The 17084-nt window shown below is 36.8% G+C and carries 15 protein-coding genes, 3 tRNA genes and 1 pseudogene; 11 read left to right on the top strand and 8 right to left on the bottom strand.

The genetic code is table 11. The features are described 5' to 3' along the window. Positions 1-22: 22 nt before the first annotated feature. Entirely contained in the window at positions 23-502 is a 480-nt protein-coding gene (locus EXE10_RS09100) for a hypothetical protein (protein ID WP_130113145.1), read from the bottom strand. A 338-nt stretch (positions 503-840) separates the two neighbouring features. Here EXE10_RS09100 and EXE10_RS09095 point away from each other — a divergent pair, with 338 nt between their 5' ends. The 6 genes from EXE10_RS09095 to EXE10_RS09070 all read left to right on the top strand — a co-directional run bounded on the left by EXE10_RS09095 (position 841) and on the right by EXE10_RS09070 (position 6340). Beyond that, positions 841-1722: a MetQ/NlpA family ABC transporter substrate-binding protein gene (locus EXE10_RS09095; protein WP_130113144.1), complete on the top strand. Its 882-nt coding sequence runs from the start codon at positions 841-843 to the stop codon at positions 1720-1722. 542 nt (positions 1723-2264) lie between these two features. Further along, complete coding sequence (locus EXE10_RS09090) at positions 2265-3140, top strand: MetQ/NlpA family ABC transporter substrate-binding protein (RefSeq protein ID WP_130113143.1); 876 nt, start codon at positions 2265-2267, stop codon at positions 3138-3140. 73 nt (positions 3141-3213) lie between these two features. Beyond that, a complete protein-coding gene (locus EXE10_RS09085; RefSeq protein ID WP_068974333.1) occupies positions 3214-4239 on the top strand; it encodes a methionine ABC transporter ATP-binding protein in 1026 nt (341 codons plus the stop codon). After that, a complete protein-coding gene (locus tag EXE10_RS09080; RefSeq protein WP_068974334.1) occupies positions 4236-4931 on the top strand; it encodes a methionine ABC transporter permease in 696 nt (231 codons plus the stop codon). Before EXE10_RS09085 ends, EXE10_RS09080 begins: the two co-directional genes overlap by 4 nt. Positions 4932-5042: 111 nt before the next feature. Further along, on the top strand, positions 5043-5621 hold the full coding sequence (locus EXE10_RS09075) for a hypothetical protein (protein WP_130113142.1): 579 nt from the start codon (positions 5043-5045) through the stop codon (positions 5619-5621). Positions 5622-5713: 92 nt separating this feature from the next. Beyond that, positions 5714-6340, top strand: coding sequence for a hypothetical protein (locus tag EXE10_RS09070; protein ID WP_130113141.1), 627 nt, complete (start codon positions 5714-5716; stop codon positions 6338-6340). Positions 6341-6435: 95 nt separating this feature from the next. Here the strand turns inward: EXE10_RS09070 and EXE10_RS22140 are convergent. Next, positions 6436-6528: pseudogene (locus EXE10_RS22140) on the bottom strand (DUF4951 domain-containing protein); the annotation flags it as partial. A gap of 149 nt (positions 6529-6677) precedes the next feature. Here EXE10_RS22140 and gloB point away from each other — a divergent pair. The 3 genes from gloB to EXE10_RS09055 all read left to right on the top strand — a co-directional run bounded on the left by gloB (position 6678) and on the right by EXE10_RS09055 (position 8756). After that, entirely contained in the window at positions 6678-7409 is a 732-nt protein-coding gene (gene gloB / locus EXE10_RS09065; protein WP_130113140.1) for a hydroxyacylglutathione hydrolase, read from the top strand. A 75-nt stretch (positions 7410-7484) separates the two neighbouring features. Next, positions 7485-8222, top strand: a complete 738-nt coding sequence (locus tag EXE10_RS09060) for an alpha/beta hydrolase (protein WP_130113139.1) — start codon at positions 7485-7487, stop codon at positions 8220-8222. A gap of 330 nt (positions 8223-8552) precedes the next feature. Then, a complete protein-coding gene (locus EXE10_RS09055) occupies positions 8553-8756 on the top strand; it encodes a hypothetical protein (protein ID WP_068974339.1) in 204 nt (67 codons plus the stop codon). A 119-nt stretch (positions 8757-8875) separates the two neighbouring features. Here the strand turns inward: EXE10_RS09055 and EXE10_RS09050 are convergent, their stop codons facing one another. From EXE10_RS09050 to EXE10_RS09025, 6 genes are all read right to left on the bottom strand, one after another. Beyond that, positions 8876-9298, bottom strand: coding sequence for a hypothetical protein (locus tag EXE10_RS09050; protein WP_087552769.1), 423 nt, complete (start codon positions 9296-9298; stop codon positions 8876-8878). Between the two features lie 174 nt (positions 9299-9472). After that, positions 9473-9557, bottom strand: a tRNA-Leu gene (locus EXE10_RS09045). Positions 9558-9594: 37 nt separating this feature from the next. Further along, positions 9595-9668, bottom strand: a tRNA-Trp gene (locus EXE10_RS09040). Positions 9669-9709: 41 nt separating this feature from the next. After that, positions 9710-9794 (bottom strand) — tRNA-Leu (locus EXE10_RS09035). A gap of 108 nt (positions 9795-9902) precedes the next feature. Continuing rightward, entirely contained in the window at positions 9903-10715 is an 813-nt protein-coding gene (locus tag EXE10_RS09030) for a protein kinase domain-containing protein (protein ID WP_130113138.1), read from the bottom strand. Continuing rightward, on the bottom strand, positions 10712-12223 hold the full coding sequence (locus tag EXE10_RS09025; protein ID WP_068974342.1) for a DUF3336 domain-containing protein: 1512 nt from the start codon (positions 12221-12223) through the stop codon (positions 10712-10714). Before EXE10_RS09025 ends, EXE10_RS09030 begins: the two co-directional genes overlap by 4 nt. A 209-nt stretch (positions 12224-12432) precedes the next feature. Here EXE10_RS09025 and EXE10_RS09020 point away from each other — a divergent pair, with 209 nt between their 5' ends. Together EXE10_RS09020 and dnaE are read left to right on the top strand one after the other, a co-directional pair. After that, entirely contained in the window at positions 12433-13305 is an 873-nt protein-coding gene (locus EXE10_RS09020; RefSeq protein WP_130113137.1) for an ATP-binding protein, read from the top strand. 205 nt (positions 13306-13510) lie between these two features. Beyond that, the gene (dnaE, locus tag EXE10_RS09015; RefSeq protein ID WP_130113136.1) at positions 13511-17083 is read left to right on the top strand and encodes a DNA polymerase III subunit alpha; all 3573 of its coding nucleotides are present in this window, start codon (positions 13511-13513) and stop codon (positions 17081-17083) included. Position 17084 lies beyond the last annotated feature (1 nt).

Below are 17084 nucleotides of genomic sequence, written 5' to 3'. Positions count from 1 at the left end.
GAAACCCGCTTAGGTGGGTTTTTTAAATTTTATCCTTTCTTACTTTTAAAAATGCTATGAATTCTTGAATCTGACTCGTACTTAATAAATTTGAAAACCGACCATAAATTGGCTCAACATCTTCTGGAAACATATCAGTCGCTATAAAAATAGTTTTAATAGGTGAATAAACCTTAAGCGTTAAGTTATTAATTATAATCTTTTTCCATAAAAGAAAACGTGTCGTACGGACTGTTTTAATAATGTATTCTTGCTTCTCAAAATTAAAAATGAGCTGATCATTTTCCAAAAAAAGTGCCGCAAACCTTATATTTTTATTCCAATCTAAAAAGCGATAAAAGAAACCTGTCGTCGCTTGAAATTCTGCACGGCTATTTTCACTGTCTTTAACACAGCGTCGATCAATTAATTTAGAGTTTATACGATCATAACTGATCAAATTATTCTCTTTACTAAACTCTCCTCGTCCACACTCCGCAAGTAAAAGAGTATTTTCATTCATTTTTTAATCCTTGATCTATAACTCTTCTATTCTCTAAATATCATAGATACATCTCTATACCGCTTACTCATCTAGTAAAAACCCATATACAATAAATTCATAACAAAGCTAATAAATATTATATATTACAAATAAGTATATCATTTGACCAATACACCCTTTTTAAAACACATAATTGCTTGATTTGTATTACTTTATAAAAATATGCATCTTAACTGTCAATTTCATCCAAATATCCTAAGCCTACGCTACCCATTGAAAGCTCTAAATTTATTGTTATGCTTTAAAAAACGCTGTTTAAAAATTCAAGATAATATATTCAAATCCTTGGAGTATCCATGAATAAACTGTTTGGCATTCTACTAAGTGCATCTGTACTGACTTTATCCGCATGTGGTAACAAACCCGAGCAAAATCAAACATCAAAAGAAAATGATCAAGGTTCAACTCAAACACTACAAACAATTAAACTCGTATCAACTGGCGCAGATACAGACATTTGGAAATATATTTCCGATCTTCCTGAAACAAAACAAGCAGGGATCGACTTAAAAGTCACAAACCTAACCGACTATGTGGTATTAAACACCTCAGTTGCAAGTGGCGAGCAAGATGTAAATGCCTTCCAATCATTCAACTATCTCGCAGCTTACAATGCTTCAAATAAAGAAAAAATTGCTGCTGTTGCAACAACCTATTTTGAACCAATGGGAATCTATGCCAATACAGTGAAGGCTGTAGAGCAATTTCCGCAAGGTGCAACTATTGCCATTCCAAACGATACAGCAAATGAAGCACGCGCCCTGTCGTTATTACAATCAGCAGGTTTACTCAAACTTAAGCCCAATTTTGACTTAGGTAAAGGCACTGTTAACGATATTATTGAAAACCCTAAAAAATTAAAGCTCCGTCCAATACAAATGACCACTGCCGTTCGAGTGAAAAAAGATGTGGATGCAATTGTCTTGGGCAATACCCTAGCACTTGAAGGTGGATTAAATGTATTAAAAGACTCTATATTTCATGAGCCTGTAGATGAAACCACCAAAATTTATGTCAATTTATTGGGTGTTGCAGAAGCTCATAAAGATGATCCAATTTATACAAAATTAGGAAATCTCTATCATTTACCACAAGTACAAAAATTCATTAGTGACAAATTTGCTGGAACCAAAGTCGAAGTCAATCAACCTGTTAGTGAATTTACTGACACTAAATAGGATTTAGCATCACCCCAAATCATATATCGAGCAAAGTTGGATATTTTATTGATTCGACTTTGCTCAAATACTTAGCTCACATCCCACAGCTTATAAATAGAATCAATCGATCAAAGCTTTCAAGAAAAACTGCGCTATGCTTTCATTGATATTCAAAAATCATATATAAAATTGAAAAAAAATTATATCTAGTGAATTACCATTGCATGAACGGATCCCCCAAAGAATAAACAAAAGTTTTTGTTTTTATTATTAAATTGACTCAAATTATAGAATTCAAATCGCTCTCAAGGTATATGATTTAAAAAATCAGCCCCTATGTATAATATAAATTTATTGATATGATAAACAAATCTTTAGAATCAGTTTTAAAAAATCTAATTCATTAAATCTGTACTCTAATCCTCAAATGTACGAAATATAAAGCATGCCAAAAGACGAATGGTCAAAAGCATGATTTATTTTCAAAAATGTTAAAAATTGATCTCAACCATCGAGAATGCATAAGAATTACTTCTGCATTTCCTTGTTAGGAATTATCCATGAATAAGTTGTTTGGCGTTTTACTGAGTGCTTCTGTGCTAACTCTTGCTGCTTGTGGTAAACAAGACGCTCCAAAAGCAGAACAAGCAGGTAAAGCACCTGCTGGTGAATTAACGACAGTTACACTTGCTTCAAGCGGTTCAGACACAGACATTTGGAACTATATTGCGACATTGCCAGAAACTAAACAGGCTGGAATTGAGTTAAAAGTTAAAAACTTTACTGATTATGTTTCTATGAACACGGCTGTAGCAAACAATGAAATCGATGCAAATGCATTCCAATCGTATGCATATATGGTCGCTTATAATGACAACAACAAAGCAAAAGTTGCACCGATTGCAACGACTTATCTAGAGCCTATGGGTATCTATTCAAGCAAAGTGAAAAAAGTTGAAGAATTTGCCAATGGTGCAACCATTGCCATTCCAAATGATGGTGCAAATGAATCTCGTGCGTTGTTATTATTACAATCAGCAGGTTTGATTAAACTTAAAGCTGGTTTTGATGATGTTAAAGGTACACCAGCAGATATCACTGAAAACGCGAAAAAAATTGTGATTAAACCAATTCAAATGGCAACTGCTGTACGTGCCAAAGATGAAGTTGATGCAATTGTTCTAGGTAACGTTTTGGCAATGGAAGGTGGTCTTAACGTGATTAAAGACTCGATCTACCATGAGCCTATCGATCAATCAACTAAAATGAATGTCAACATCGTCGCTGTTGCCGATGCGCGTAAGAATGATCCTACATTGCAAAAATTAGGTACGCTTTACCATACTGCTGCTGTAGAAAAATACATCCAAGATCATTTCCAAGGTACGAAAGTTGATGTAAATAAACCTGTAAGCTATCTTACAGAATCAAAATAGTCTTATAATGACTTTCATTAAACAGGCAAAGTGACTTTGCCTGTTTTTCTTTTTTGTACATTTTTTTGACGATATGATTGAATTTAAAAATATTTCCAAACACTATGATCTCAAAGGTCAAACCTTACTTGCTCTGGATGAAATTAATTTAACCATTCCAGCAGGCAGTATTTTTGGCATTATTGGCTATAGTGGTGCAGGTAAAAGTACCTTAATCCGCTTGATTAATTTGCTTGAACGTCCGTCTCAAGGTCAGATTATCATCAATGAAAAAGATTTTACTGCTTTGGATGCTCGCTCACTTCGTCAAGAACGTGCCAATATCGGCATGATCTTTCAGCATTTCAACCTACTACAAACCAAAACTGTAGCAGATAATATTGAAATGCCGTTGAAATTGCTCGGTGTAAGTAAAGACAAACGTGAAAAACGTTTAAATGAGTTACTTGAATTTATTGATTTAAAGCATAAAAAAGATGCTTATCCAGATGAACTTTCAGGTGGTCAAAAGCAACGTGTCGGGATTGCTCGTGCACTGGCAAATCATCCTAAAATCTTGCTTTGTGATGAAGCGACTTCTGCACTTGATCCGCAAACGACTAAATCCGTCTTGGAATTATTGAAAAAAATCAATAAAGAGCAAGGTATTACCATCGTCATGGTCACTCATGAAATGGATGTGATTGAATCTGTATGTGACTATGTTGCAGTGATGGAACAAGGTAAAGTGATTGAAACAGGTTCAACCCTAGAAATCTTTAGTCAACCACAGCATCCTACAACCAAGAATTTTATTCAAACAGTTCTACAACAACAGCTTCCTGTAAATATTCTCAACAATTTAGAAAATCAAAATCATAAGAGTATTTATAGTCTGCAATTCTTAGGCACTTCTGCTCAGGAAACTGTAGTTCAAGCTGCGATTAAACAATTTGATATTAGTTTGAATATTTTATTTGCCAACATGACTGAAATTAATGGTTCAGTGATCGGACAGATGTTTATTCAATTATTGGGTGATCCTGCGATTATTCAACAAGTCATCAACTTCTTCGAAGCACAAGGTGTGAAAGTGACCCAATCAGGAGTAACCGTATGAGAGATTTAATCGTACAGTGGCTCACAGAACTGACTGCGCCTTACTGGAAAAGCTCGTTATCTATTGATCAATTTGTTACTGCCATGCAAGAAACCTGTCACATGGTATTCTTTGCAATGTTATTTGGAACGATTTGGGGCTTTATTCAAGCAATCATTTTATTGGTAACACGCCCAAACGGTATCATGCCGAATCGTGCGGTTTATCATGTGATGAACCCGATTGTGAATGCCTTACGCTCCCTTCCCTTCATTATTCTATTGATTGCTGTTATTCCACTGACTAAATTATTGGTTGGGACTTCAATCGGGACTTGGGCTGCAATTGTTCCTTTGACCATCTATGTCGGTCCTTATATTGGTCGTTTGATTGAAACGTCTTTACTTGAGGTCAATGAAGGGATTGTTGAATCTGCACAAGCAATGGGCGCTTCACCTAGCCAGATTATTTTTAAATTTATTATTCCTGAAGCACGTAGTTCTTTGATTTTAAATTTAACAACTGCAACGATTAGCTTGATCGGTGCAACTGCAATGGCTGGTGCTGTTGGTGCAGGCGGTATTGGTGACTTGGCCATTTCTTATGGTTATCAGCGTTTTGACACCAGTGTCGTGATCTTAACCGTGATTGTACTATTAATCTTGGTACAAATCGTGCAAAGCCTTGGTGATTGGTTGTCTAAATTACGATAGACACATCATCAAGATTTTTAAGTTTAGCCCTCTTCTGAGGGCTTTGCTTTATTTACTTAATTATCTAACAATATAGAATAAGATAAAATTATGATCTAACACTTTAAAACCATGGATAATAAAAATAATACGTTTCAAATCAATCATCTAAATGATCACACTGAGATTGATATTCAATTTGATAAATCAAAATATTTTCTTGATATTTTTATAAATATTCTTGTGTTAAGTTTTTTTTGGATTGTAGGAATTTCAGACATGTATGATGTCTTTTTTGGTGACGATACAAATGCGAGTGGCTTTTTGATGTTGTGGGCTGCTTTTGTTTGTACATTCACTTATCTTACAATTGAAAATATTTTATGGCTCTCCAAAGGCACTGAAAAAATTTATATCAATCAGAATAAAATCACGATTACTAAATATATGCCCTTGTATTTTCTTAAAAAAAACTGTGAAGAAACTCAAACCGTTTTATTTGAAAACTTCGAGAAAATGTACTATTCAGAATACTATGCCAACAAAAGCCAATTACCTCGCCCTAAAAAAGGCAATCTTCATTTAAAACACAAATCAAATACCCTCTCTTTTGGGATCACTTTAGACAAACCAGAAGCTGATCTTATTTTTAAGGAAATTCAAAACTATGCAGATCAATATCATCTAAAAAATGAAGAAAAAGGTCTGTAAATTATGTATTATTTTTACGCACGCTTTTATGCATAAAGAATTCATGCATAATTACAAATGAAAATATTCCTACAAATACACTGACGGTAACAATGAAAATCTTATCATTTATTTTAACAACGCTATGCTTAACAACAACTTCATCCACGTTTGCACAAAGCTCTATTGATTACACCACTTCGGTAAAAGTAAATGGTATTGAACTCATCAATGCAATTCCATCAACTCAAGTTGAAAAATTGATTGGTCAACCCTCTAAAAAAATCAATAAACAATTTTCAGAATGTACAGGAAATTATGAATATTCCACGTCGACATCAACTGGAAAAAACCTAAAATTCGAAATTTATAGTGAGGATAATCCTCAAGTAAAGTCTGAAAATTTCTATAAAACTAAAAATAATTTTCAACAACTTGGTACAACCAAAGGCATGGTTTGGTTGAGTTGGGCAAATGCTCAATCTATGACGGATACCATCCTGATTAATTCAAAAGTAATCAATAAGCAATATACACCGAACCAGTTTAAAAAAGACTTTCCAAACAGTGCCAAAACTGGAACAAACTCCGTCAGTGTTCTTATGCTCGATCCATCTGAAGTGAAACAGTTCTTAAAGAATCCTGCTGATTTTGAAATCGGTTATACCGCTTCTGTTCATTTTGCTTTTAAAAATGGAAAACTCAATACATTAGCCATCAATCAAGCAATTGCTTGTTAAGGTCAGGTAAATACTGAATATAAAAGCGCATTTTGAATTGTAAATGCACTGTTAAATAGCATTGGATAACTATCACTCAAACTGATTGTCTCAATCCACACCCACGCAATTTTCTTCATTAATTCAGCACGATATGGTGCAGTAGGATTACATGGATTACGGCGCACTTCATTCCCATAAACAGCTTGTTTGCAATTTAATTCGTTGAAACTTCATTTTTGGGTCTTAAAACTTAAAGTTAATGCTTTGACACAAAAATGAGTGTTCAAAATGTTAAACTTGTTTAAACAACCTATTTTAGATTAAATAAAAGCAGCGCTAACAATGGAATTCAAAGATGCAATTTAAAATTCACGTGATCGATGTCAAAAACCAATTACAAAACTATATCTGGTTACTTGAGGAAACATCGAGTCATGATGTTATTGTCGTAGACCCTACTGAATCAGCGTTAGTTGAGCAATATTGTGCTGATCATCATTTAAATCTAAAGCAAATTTGGCTCACACATTGGCATAAAGACCATATTGGTGGCGTTCCCGAACTCATTGCCGATCAAAATATTCCTGTTTATGGCCCTCGTGCTGAACTGAGTCACATTCCGTTTATTACTCACCCACTTCAACATGATGATCATTTTGAATTTCATGGTTTAAACATTGACATCATTGCAGTGCCTGGACATACCTTAGGTCATATTGTTTATTTTATCGATGCATTGGACATGGTGTTCTGTGGTGATACGTTATTTGCAATGGGCTGTGGTCGAATGTTTGAGGGTACCGCAGAACAATTTTATCATTCACTGAATCGTCTAGCTGCACTTCCACCACGCACCAAAGTATATTGCACCCATGAATATACACTGTCGAATGCTCAGTTTGCCTTGCATATAGAACCTGAAAATCGCGCTATTCAACAACGTGCTGAAGAAGTTAAACAATTACGTGAACGTGGTGAGATTACCCTACCAAGTACCATCGAGTTAGAACTAGAAACTAACCCGTTCTTACGTGTTGAAAGTTCCGAGGAGTTTGCACGCATTCGCGCCTTGAAAGATAACTTTTAAACACATTGATTGTTTCTGCTAAAGCTTGTTCGCTTCTGCAAATGAGTTACTCAATAGACAATATCTTTTCAATCCATGCCTAAACTAATTCATCCAAAGCCGATGTTTTTAAAAGGTTCAGCGCAAGCTGTGCTTTTATTGCATTCCTATACCAGTACCTATCGTGATGTAAAACCATTAGCTGTATTTTTAAATCAACATCAATACACTTGCTATAGTTTTAGCTATGCAGGACATGGGCTAATGATGGATGAGTTTCTAAAATTTAATCCTAATGATTGGTGGCAAGAAGTCATCCAAGCTTACAATTTTTTTATTGAGCAGGGTTATCGTGAAATTGCGGTGATTGGCATTTCATTAGGTGCTTTGCTTTCCCTAAAACTCGCTGAAAGCTTTCCTATTAGTGCTTGTATCAGTATGTCAGCGCCACAAACTCGCTCTGTCGAAGATTTATTTCAACGCTTAAGTAAATACGCTGAATACTTACAACAATTTGAAACTGATCAGCAGGTCTTGAACATTGCCCAGTTATATATCAAGGCTCAACCACAACTCGAACAGTTTGAAAACTTTGTGGTTTCAACAATGCAAAACTTAAATAAAATCCATGCGCCTACAGCTACTCTTTTTGGCAAACTGGATGAAGCATTATATGAACAGTCTGCGCATTATATTTTTGAACAAATCTCAAGTTCCGAAAAAATGATCAAAGCTTATCCTCATTCTGGGCACTTGATGACCTTAGGGCAAGATCAGTCGATTTTATTTAAAGATATCTTGAACTTTCTAAATTTACACCTATCCAATGCATAAATTGGAAGATCATTATTTTTGAAATTATTTCTTACATTTATAAAAATATTTTCACTGATTCAGTCTTGGTTTTTTATTCCCTATTTTTGCATCAAAATATTACAGATTGATTTAAAATATTATAATAATTCATTGTTTTACCTATTTATTTTTAAAAATTGTTAAATTGCATTTCACATTTAAAGAGAAAAAATACGCTCTGCTACAAAAGACCCATTTCTCTAACTGATCAAATATTGGTATAAAAAATAAGTTTCATCAAATTTCCCCCTTTAAAAATTTAGTGGTCATCCCTATTAAATTTATAGACAGGAATTAAGGAGATCTTCTGTGAAAAAGGTTGTTAAAGCAAAAAATTTGATCGCTTTCCGTATCTGGTTAGAAAAACTGGGATACTCTGTAAAAACTTTGGCTGATGATAAAGGATTTACCTTCAGCTTTAAAAAAGAATATGGTTTAGTCACGTGTGATTTATCAGGCAATAATTTAGCCATGCAACTCGGTGAAGAATTTGAAGACCATTTAAAGGCCTAATGTTGATCCATTTTACATAATCAACGTATGTTTAAAATGAAGCTCTCTGTTAAAGACCTCATGTGATTCACTGAGGTCTTTTTATTTTATCTAAATTCAGCCAAATTTATCTAAGCTAACTAACGCGACAGCGCTTGATATACTTGAATATAATGTTCTGTCGCTTGTTGATGTTGCGAATATAAAGTTTCTATATTCTTCTCAGATTCATTTGCTGCAAGCGCTGAAAGATAAGCCTGATAACGCAACATTGCAGCTTGGCAAATCGTATCTAACTGTACCTCACCCGTTGAACAAGACGCCTTATCTGATTGCCCCAAAGTCTTAAAATGGGATGGCTTGGCTTGCTGTTTAGTACTCCCCTCATTTTCCTCATCATCTGCAAAGTCTTTTTGCATGCGTGACATAGTATCCATCAATTCTGCATTATCTACGCCCATATTTTTCAAAACATTCATTTGCTGTTGCAATAACGCTGCATCATTATTTGCAAAACAATTCAATGAGACTACACAGCCAATCACAACTAAGATTTTATTCATAAAATTACCTATTCTATTTTTAATCATTCACACTCGATTTATAGGCTATGCTTATTTTTCCACAGAATATATTCCCCAAACGAGGGGTACGTGCAAATAATAATTTTTGATGTTTTTAATTCTAATTTTTAGGCAATAAAAAAGGCATGATTTTCATCATGCCTTTTTCAAATATGGTGGGGACGGAGAGACTCGAACTCTCACACCTCGCGGCGCTGGAACCTAAATCCAGTGCGTCTACCAATTTCGCCACGTCCCCGAATAAAAAACCACATCAGTGGAATCTTTAAAATAAGTGGCAGAGGATCAAGGATTCGAACCTTGACGAACGGTTTTGGAGACCGTCATGCTACCATTACACCAATCCTCTATAACATTTCATCGGGCTTTCGTACCACCAAATGAATTGCTTGGTGGGGACGGAGAGACTCGAACTCTCACACCTTGCGGCGCTGGAACCTAAATCCAGTGCGTCTACCAATTTCGCCACGTCCCCGATGGCTGTGTATATTATAGAGATCACTTAGGTATGACAAGCCCTTTTTTATAAAAAGACACTCGTTTGTTTAAATAAAAAACAAAAGTAGTGAATAGTGCTTTTAGTTTAAGCAATCTGGCTTAATTGTTGTTTTATTTGATAAATATTTGTACAACGTTGCCCTGCTTTTTTCTTTAGCATGGATTTTAAAACCGCTTCAAATATTTTAAATCGACTCGGTAAGTCCACTTCAAGCTGTTGGCAATGCAAAATTGCCCAATCTTGATAGCTTTTTGCAGTTAAACGGCGCTGAGTCAGCCATTCCAACCAAATTATTCCTAAAGCATAAAGATCTGTTGCAAATGACTTTGGTGCTGCATGAAACAATTCGGGTGCCATATAACGCGGTGTCGCTGTATTCGGCATGACTCCAACATCCGTAACATGAAAACATTGCTCATAATCAATTAAAGCTACTCTTAGATGCGGACGTCTTAAATGCGAACATCTAAAATGCTCAGTTTTTAAATCACCGTGGACATAACCCAAATCATGCAACTGTTCTAAAACTTCAAGGCTCAACATTAACGTTGAAAAAATATCACTTAGCTCAAGTTGATTGGGATGTGTAGCGAACAATGCAGGAACGTTTTCAATCCATAAGGCTTGATCAAATACGTCTTCTTTTAAATTGAATTTTTGATAGGGATTGAAAATAGAAAAGTTGCAGAGAAAACTTTGATCTACTTTTTCAAAACGATTTAATTGTTGGTAAATGTCTAACTCATGTAAAAAACTATCTTGATACGCCTGATTCGATTGTTTTAATTGTAACTTAAGCCAATAGCTTTGATCGCCCTGTTGAATTTGATAAACACGGCGACCAAACTTTTGACTTTGTAATGAGTTAAGCGCTTGAGGAAGCTCTATTTCACTCATGCTTCTGATAATTGTGTTGTGGAAGTTTTCTTTTCAGTTGGAAAATTCAAAACTTCCAAACAATGCTGAATGGTTTTACCAATACGTGCATGGGTTTCAATATTGGAGATCTTCGGCCAAGTTGCACGCTCCCCCTCACGTTGCAACAATTTAAATAAATGCGGACGCGGGTTTTGCAACATATAACTATAATGACGCAAGCTATAATTACCAATAATATTCACATCACCATAATAACGCTGATCCACAACACCATAGCCATGATCTAATAGACGACGAATCGTAGGTACACGCCCCATGCGCCCACGCGCGAAGTCCATAACACCCATCGTTGCCATCTTGCCCTGTGAACGAACAATACGCTGTGGCCAACTCAATAAATCCTTACGATAACGATCCTCATCATCTTGCATAAACGGCACAATATGAGGATTTACCTGACTGGCAATGGTGTAATTCAAATTATAAAGACGTGACATGCGTTCTTGCGGGAAGTCATTGCGCACACTGCCATCCACCCAACGCGTATTGGCTAAATATGGTGTATGTAATCCATCGTAGCGCTTACTGGTCAAACGCACGGGTGGAAATAAGATAGGTACTGCACAAGATGCCAAGACCGCACTCCACACCAATAAATCAGGTGAAGTATATTTATTCATAATTCGCGCATCTTCTTGCGAAATATCATACGGTGCAACGGTTACATTGATGTCTAAACCTGATTTTTCAAAAGCTTCGGCAAAAGTCACATCACCCAAATTTTCAACAAGAAATTTTTTGAGATAACGTACATCCGCAAAACCACCATTACCTTTGAGTAATTCTTTTACACTACGGAAATGAAACGCTTCACTATAGAACTGATCACCCGTTAAAAGATTCGGAATTTCACTCGGCTCATTGACACCTAACATTGCTGTCATGATTGCACCCGCACTTGAGCCAGACAATACTTTTGGCATTAAATCTTGTTCCATCAGCGCCTTACACACACCACTGTGGAATAAGCCTAAGGTTGCACCACCTGAAAACATCAGTGCAGGCTGACCATAGGCTTTTTCACAATTTTCAAAAAAGCTTTTCTTACTGTCTAAGCACAATTCTTGGCAACTTTCAGAAGCAATAAAAGCAAGGCTTTTGCTCACTTCATCAATATAATCTTCAATCAGTTTTTTGGTACCGACATAGGCATGTGCAAACAACATCGGATGCCCAATATTTGCAACGTCATGACTAAATCCTTCACGTAGGATATACATCAAATCTTGAGTACGACCTTGTTGACGGTACCGACGTAATAAATTTAAACGATGGGAAATAATCTCAGCATCAAAATACGGTGAGCTATTATCCAGTTTCCACTCTTGCGCACCTGTTTCAGAGTCTAGCTTTAAAGCAATGGACTTCCATTCCTCGTAGCATTCAGCATGTGCCAAATTTCTTTTTAGTTTTTTTATACGATAAGCCTGATGTGGATTTAAATCTTGGGTAAGTTCTAATAACATTTTCTAATATTCCTTTGATTTTAATCCGAGGATGAGTCACACATCATTCAACTATGCTTAAAAATCACGAGAGAATCAATCACCATCAGTCATTTAATTCTTGCTCGTCCTTTTAATTATCGCCTATTGAGATTAGATCAATAAAAATACTGTGTTAATATTGGAGCAATCTCTCATCAAATGTAATTTTCAAAATATAGCGAACGGACATGGCAACTATCGATTTACCTGACAATATCATTGCACAATTATCTACTGTTTTAAGCCAATTACAGCAAGTCTTACCAGAACCAAAACAACCCACTGATTTTGAAGCAATCGCGTTTAGATGGCATGAAAAACAGCTCAAAGCGATTTACAATCCTAAAGCGGTTCTATTGGAAGACCTCAAAGGAATTGAACGTCAAACAGCTAAAATCATTCAAAATACTGAACAGTTTTTAAATGGTCTACCTGCCAATGATATTTTACTCACAGGTTCTCGTGGTACGGGTAAATCTTCCATTGTTCGTTCACTATTGACTAAGTATGCAGATCAAGGTTTACGTTTAATTGAAATTGAACGTGATGATTTATCAGAATTACCTGAAATTCAAAAAATCATCAAAGATCGCCCTGAAAAGTTTATTGTCTATTGTGATGATTTAGCGTTTAACGCAGAAGATGAAAATTATCGTAGTTTAAAAAGTGTTTTAGATGGTTCACTCCAATCAGGTTCAAGCAACTTTGTGATTTATGCGACCAGTAACCGCCGTCATTTATTGCCTGAATTTATGCACGAAAATACCCCAGTAACCAAGGTCGATGTGCCGCAATATAAAGAACTTCACCCGCAAGAAGCGATTGAAGAAAAAATTTCTTTGTCTGATCGTTTTGGTCTATGGCTGTCGTTCTATCCAATGGATCAGCAACTTTATCTTGAAATTGTGGAACATTATTTGGCGAAAGAAAATATTTCATTTACAGACGAAGTTCGTGCCGAAGCTTTAAGATGGTGTCAAGCACGTGGACAACGTTCAGGACGTGCTGCTTATCAATTTTCAAAACATTGGATTGGTTCAGAACGTTTAAAAGCACTTTAATTTTAATACTGCCTCACCAGTTGTTATTCTAATATTCATTGCAATAACAACTGGTTTATTTAGATTCAATTAAAACAAACATCATGAATAATAAATTTATTTCATTAAAATTCAATACATTGAATAATTAATTTCAAATACTAAATTACGCACATCATAGTTCAAGCGTGGTAAAATGCTCAACAGTTTTAAATAGGATTGGTCTATGCAGTTTGTTCATCTTGGTATTCATACCGAATTTTCGATTACAGAATCGATCGTACGTATACCTGATCTGATAAAAGCTGCTGCATCAGACGAAATGCCTGCATTAGCGATCACAGACCTATCCAACCTACATGCCGCAGTCAAATTCTATAACAAAGCAATGGGCAAAGGCATCAAACCTATTTTTGGTAGTGTTATTCGCTTAAACGATGCCAATCACAAAGCGACTTTACTCGCAATGACCAATAAAGGCTGGCGTGGACTGACTGAAATCGTCTCACGTGGTTTTATTGAAGGGCAACAACTCTCAATTCCTTGCATCCAAAAAGATTGGGTACTAGAACAATCACAAGACATTATTGTCCTGCTTGGTTTACATAGTGATGTCGGTGAAATGCTACTTTCAGCCTATCCTGAAAAAGCAGAACCACTACTTGAAGAATGGATCGAAAAATTTGGTAATCGGGTCTATTTAGCATTAACACGTACAGGACGCCCACAAGAAGAAAGTTTTAATATCGAAGCGGTTAAATTGGCTTCTAAATATGGCATCGGTGTGGTTGCACACAATGATGTGCACTTCATCACCGCGGAAGATTTTGAAGCACACGAAGCACGCGTTTGTATCGCAGATGGTTATGTACTGGGTGACGATAAACGTCCAAAAAATTATAGCCCTGAACAATACTTCAAAACCTCCGCTGAAATGATTGAATTATTTGCGGATATACCAAGTGCGATTGAAAACACGTTACAGATCGCGAAACGTTGTACCGTGTCATTACGTTTAGGTTTCCATGATCTTCCCGACTATCCTATTCCTGAAGGTCACACCATTCACTCCTACTTCGAGCACTTGTCCGAGGTCGGTTTAGAAGAACGCCTGGATGTACTCTACCCTGTAGAAAAACGTGATGAAGACTGGGCTGAAATTCGTAAACCTTATGATGAACGTCTTGCCTATGAGCTTGGCATCATCAATAAAATGGATTTCCCTGGCTACTTCCTGATCGTAATGGACTTTATTGGATGGTCGAAAAACAATGGCGTTCCAGTTGGACCTGGTCGTGGTTCTGGTGCAGGCTCACTCGTTGCATATAGTTTAAAAATTACCGATTTAGACCCGCTACGTTATGACCTCCTGTTCGAACGTTTCTTAAACCCAGAACGTGTATCCATGCCCGACTTTGACGTCGATTTCTGTATCGCAGGTCGTGATAAAGTCATCGACTATGTAGCACGTCACTATGGACGTGATGCCGTTTCGCAGATTGCAACATTTGGTACGATGGCAGCTAAAGGTGCAATTCGAGATGTTGCCCGCGTATTGGGTAAATCCTATGGTTTGGCAGACCGTATTTCAAAAATGATTCCAACCAAACCTTTAGGTTTAAGTTTGGAAGAATCATTGGAAGCTGAACCACAACTCAAAGACATCGTCACCAATCCATCCAACCCAGATAACGATGATGCAGCCGAAATTTGGGAAATGGCGCTTAAACTAGAAGGGATTACTCGTAACACAGGTAAACATGCGGGCGGTGTGGTTATTGCCCCTACGAAGATTACCGATTATTCCGCTGTATTATGTGAAGCCGATGGTACAGGTCGTGTTGCTCAATTCGATAAAGATGACGTTGAAGCTGCTGGTTTAGTTAAATTCGACTTCTTGGGTCTACGTAACTTAACTGTAATTGAAGATGCTGTTCAAAATATTAATAAGCGTGTCAAATCTGAAACACCGCTTGATATTGCGCATATTCCATTAGATGACCCTGAATCTTATGCTGTATTTGCTGATGCAAATACTACTGCGGTATTCCAGTTTGAATCCGTGGGCATGAAAAAAATGCTCAAAGAAGCACGCCCAAGTAAATTTGAAGAAATTATCGCCTTCGTATCTTTATACCGTCCTGGTCCAATGGATCTTATTCCTGACTTTATCCATCGTATGCATGGTGGTGAGTTTGAATATCTACATCCATTACTTGAAAGTGTACTTGAACCAACATACGGCATCATGGTGTACCAAGAACAGGTGATGCAAGCGGCACAGTTCTGTGCGGGCTATACCCTCGGTGGTGCAGATTTACTGCGTCGTGCCATGGGTAAAAAGAAAGTCGAGGAAATGGTCAAACAGCGTGCCACCTTTATTGAAGGTGCTGCGAAAAAAGATATTGATGAAGGCACAGCCAACCATATCTTTGACTATATGGAAAAATTCGCAGGCTATGGTTTTAACAAATCACATGCTGCCGCGTATGCCCTCGTTGCCTATCAAACCGCTTGGCTGAAAGCGCACTACCCTTCTGAATTTATGGCTGCGGTCATGTCTTCGGAAATGCAGAATACAGACAATATTGTCTTCTTGATCGACGACTGTCGGATCAACAATTTAAAAGTTTTACCGCCTTCTGTGAATATGTCGTTCTATCAGTTCCATGCCAGTGATGCAGAAACCATTATCTATGGTTTAGGTGCGATCAAAGGTGTCGGTGAAGCTGCAATGCAGTCGGTGATTGATTCACGTGAACAAGATGGAGAATTTAAAGACCTCTTTGATTTCTGCCATCGTGTAGATTTGAAGAAAATTAATAAACGAACTTTAGAGGCTTTGATTCGTGCAGGTGCTTTAGACTGTTTAGGTATTGAACGTTCAAGCTTAATGGCGCAATTACCAGAAGCTGTACAAGCGGCGGAGCAAGCACGTTCAAACCGTGAAACAGGCATCATGGATTTATTTGGTGAAGTTGAAGAAGTTCAACGTAAACCAGCAAAACCTGTAAAACCATGGTCAGATGAAGTTCGCCTCAAAGGTGAAAAAGATACCTTAGGTTTATATTTAACAGGTCACCCGATTGATGTTTATCGTGCAGAATTAAAAGCATTTATTCCACATAAAATCAATGAACTCACGCCTACACGCCGTGGTGTAACGACTGTTTTTGCAGGTTTAGTGGTCGATGTAGCCAACTTCCCGAACCGTATGATGATCACCCTAGATGATGGTACTGCGCGTATCGAAGTCTCAGCGAATCACGAACGTTTCCAACGCTTCAAAGATATTATTCAAAATGAAAAAGTGGTGGTCATCGAAGGTGAAATTTATGAACGTGAAGGTTTTGATCGCCCAATGGGACGCTTAACCAAAGCATTCACCTTAAATGAAATCCGTCAAAAACGTGTCAATCACATCGAACTTAAACTTCAACCTGAAGTTATTAGTAAAACTTTAGTTTCTGATCTGCAAAAGATTCTATTACCTTTCTGTAATGTCGATATGTGTCAGCACATTCCGATGCAAATCCAGATGGACTATGACTACGCAACTGCTGATTTGCATTTAGGACAACAATGGAAAGTCGCGCCTTTGGATGATTTACTGTCAAAATTACGTGATTATTTTGGCAAAGAATCTATTCATCTTGAGTACCATGTCAAATCTAAAGCAGCCAAAGCCGTAGATCATCGTGAACTCGCTCAAACAACTCAAGTTGCTCCGCCACCTGAGAACATGAGTATGGATGATGCCATGGATGAATATATGGCTGATGCAGGTCAATTTTCCTAAA

The sequence above is a fragment of the Acinetobacter sp. WCHAc060033 genome (genome assembly GCF_004209125.1).
GTDB classification, from domain to species: Bacteria; Pseudomonadota; Gammaproteobacteria; order Pseudomonadales; family Moraxellaceae; genus Acinetobacter; species Acinetobacter wuhouensis.
The sequence above is the reverse complement of the archived record's forward strand: the minus strand, read 5'-3'. Positions and strand labels throughout refer to the sequence as shown.

What these genes read in the sequence shown, in the direction of transcription:
- EXE10_RS09100 (WP_130113145.1), bottom strand. Translation starts at nt 502, where the DNA reads ATGAATGAAAATACTCTTTTACTTGCGGAGTGTGGACGAGGAGAGTTT.
- EXE10_RS09095 (WP_130113144.1), top strand. Translation starts at nt 841, where the DNA reads ATGAATAAACTGTTTGGCATTCTACTAAGTGCATCTGTACTGACTTTA.
- EXE10_RS09090 (WP_130113143.1), top strand. Translation starts at nt 2,265, where the DNA reads ATGAATAAGTTGTTTGGCGTTTTACTGAGTGCTTCTGTGCTAACTCTT.
- EXE10_RS09085 (WP_068974333.1), top strand. Translation starts at nt 3,214, where the DNA reads ATGATTGAATTTAAAAATATTTCCAAACACTATGATCTCAAAGGTCAA.
- EXE10_RS09080 (WP_068974334.1), top strand. Translation starts at nt 4,236, where the DNA reads ATGAGAGATTTAATCGTACAGTGGCTCACAGAACTGACTGCGCCTTAC.
- EXE10_RS09075 (WP_130113142.1), top strand. Translation starts at nt 5,043, where the DNA reads ATGGATAATAAAAATAATACGTTTCAAATCAATCATCTAAATGATCAC.
- EXE10_RS09070 (WP_130113141.1), top strand. Translation starts at nt 5,714, where the DNA reads ATGAAAATCTTATCATTTATTTTAACAACGCTATGCTTAACAACAACT.
- gloB (WP_130113140.1), top strand. Translation starts at nt 6,678, where the DNA reads ATGCAATTTAAAATTCACGTGATCGATGTCAAAAACCAATTACAAAAC.
- EXE10_RS09060 (WP_130113139.1), top strand. Translation starts at nt 7,485, where the DNA reads ATGCCTAAACTAATTCATCCAAAGCCGATGTTTTTAAAAGGTTCAGCG.
- EXE10_RS09050 (WP_087552769.1), bottom strand. Translation starts at nt 9,298, where the DNA reads ATGAATAAAATCTTAGTTGTGATTGGCTGTGTAGTCTCATTGAATTGT.
- EXE10_RS09030 (WP_130113138.1), bottom strand. Translation starts at nt 10,715, where the DNA reads ATGAGTGAAATAGAGCTTCCTCAAGCGCTTAACTCATTACAAAGTCAA.
- EXE10_RS09025 (WP_068974342.1), bottom strand. Translation starts at nt 12,223, where the DNA reads ATGTTATTAGAACTTACCCAAGATTTAAATCCACATCAGGCTTATCGT.
- EXE10_RS09020 (WP_130113137.1), top strand. Translation starts at nt 12,433, where the DNA reads ATGGCAACTATCGATTTACCTGACAATATCATTGCACAATTATCTACT.
- dnaE (WP_130113136.1), top strand. Translation starts at nt 13,511, where the DNA reads ATGCAGTTTGTTCATCTTGGTATTCATACCGAATTTTCGATTACAGAA.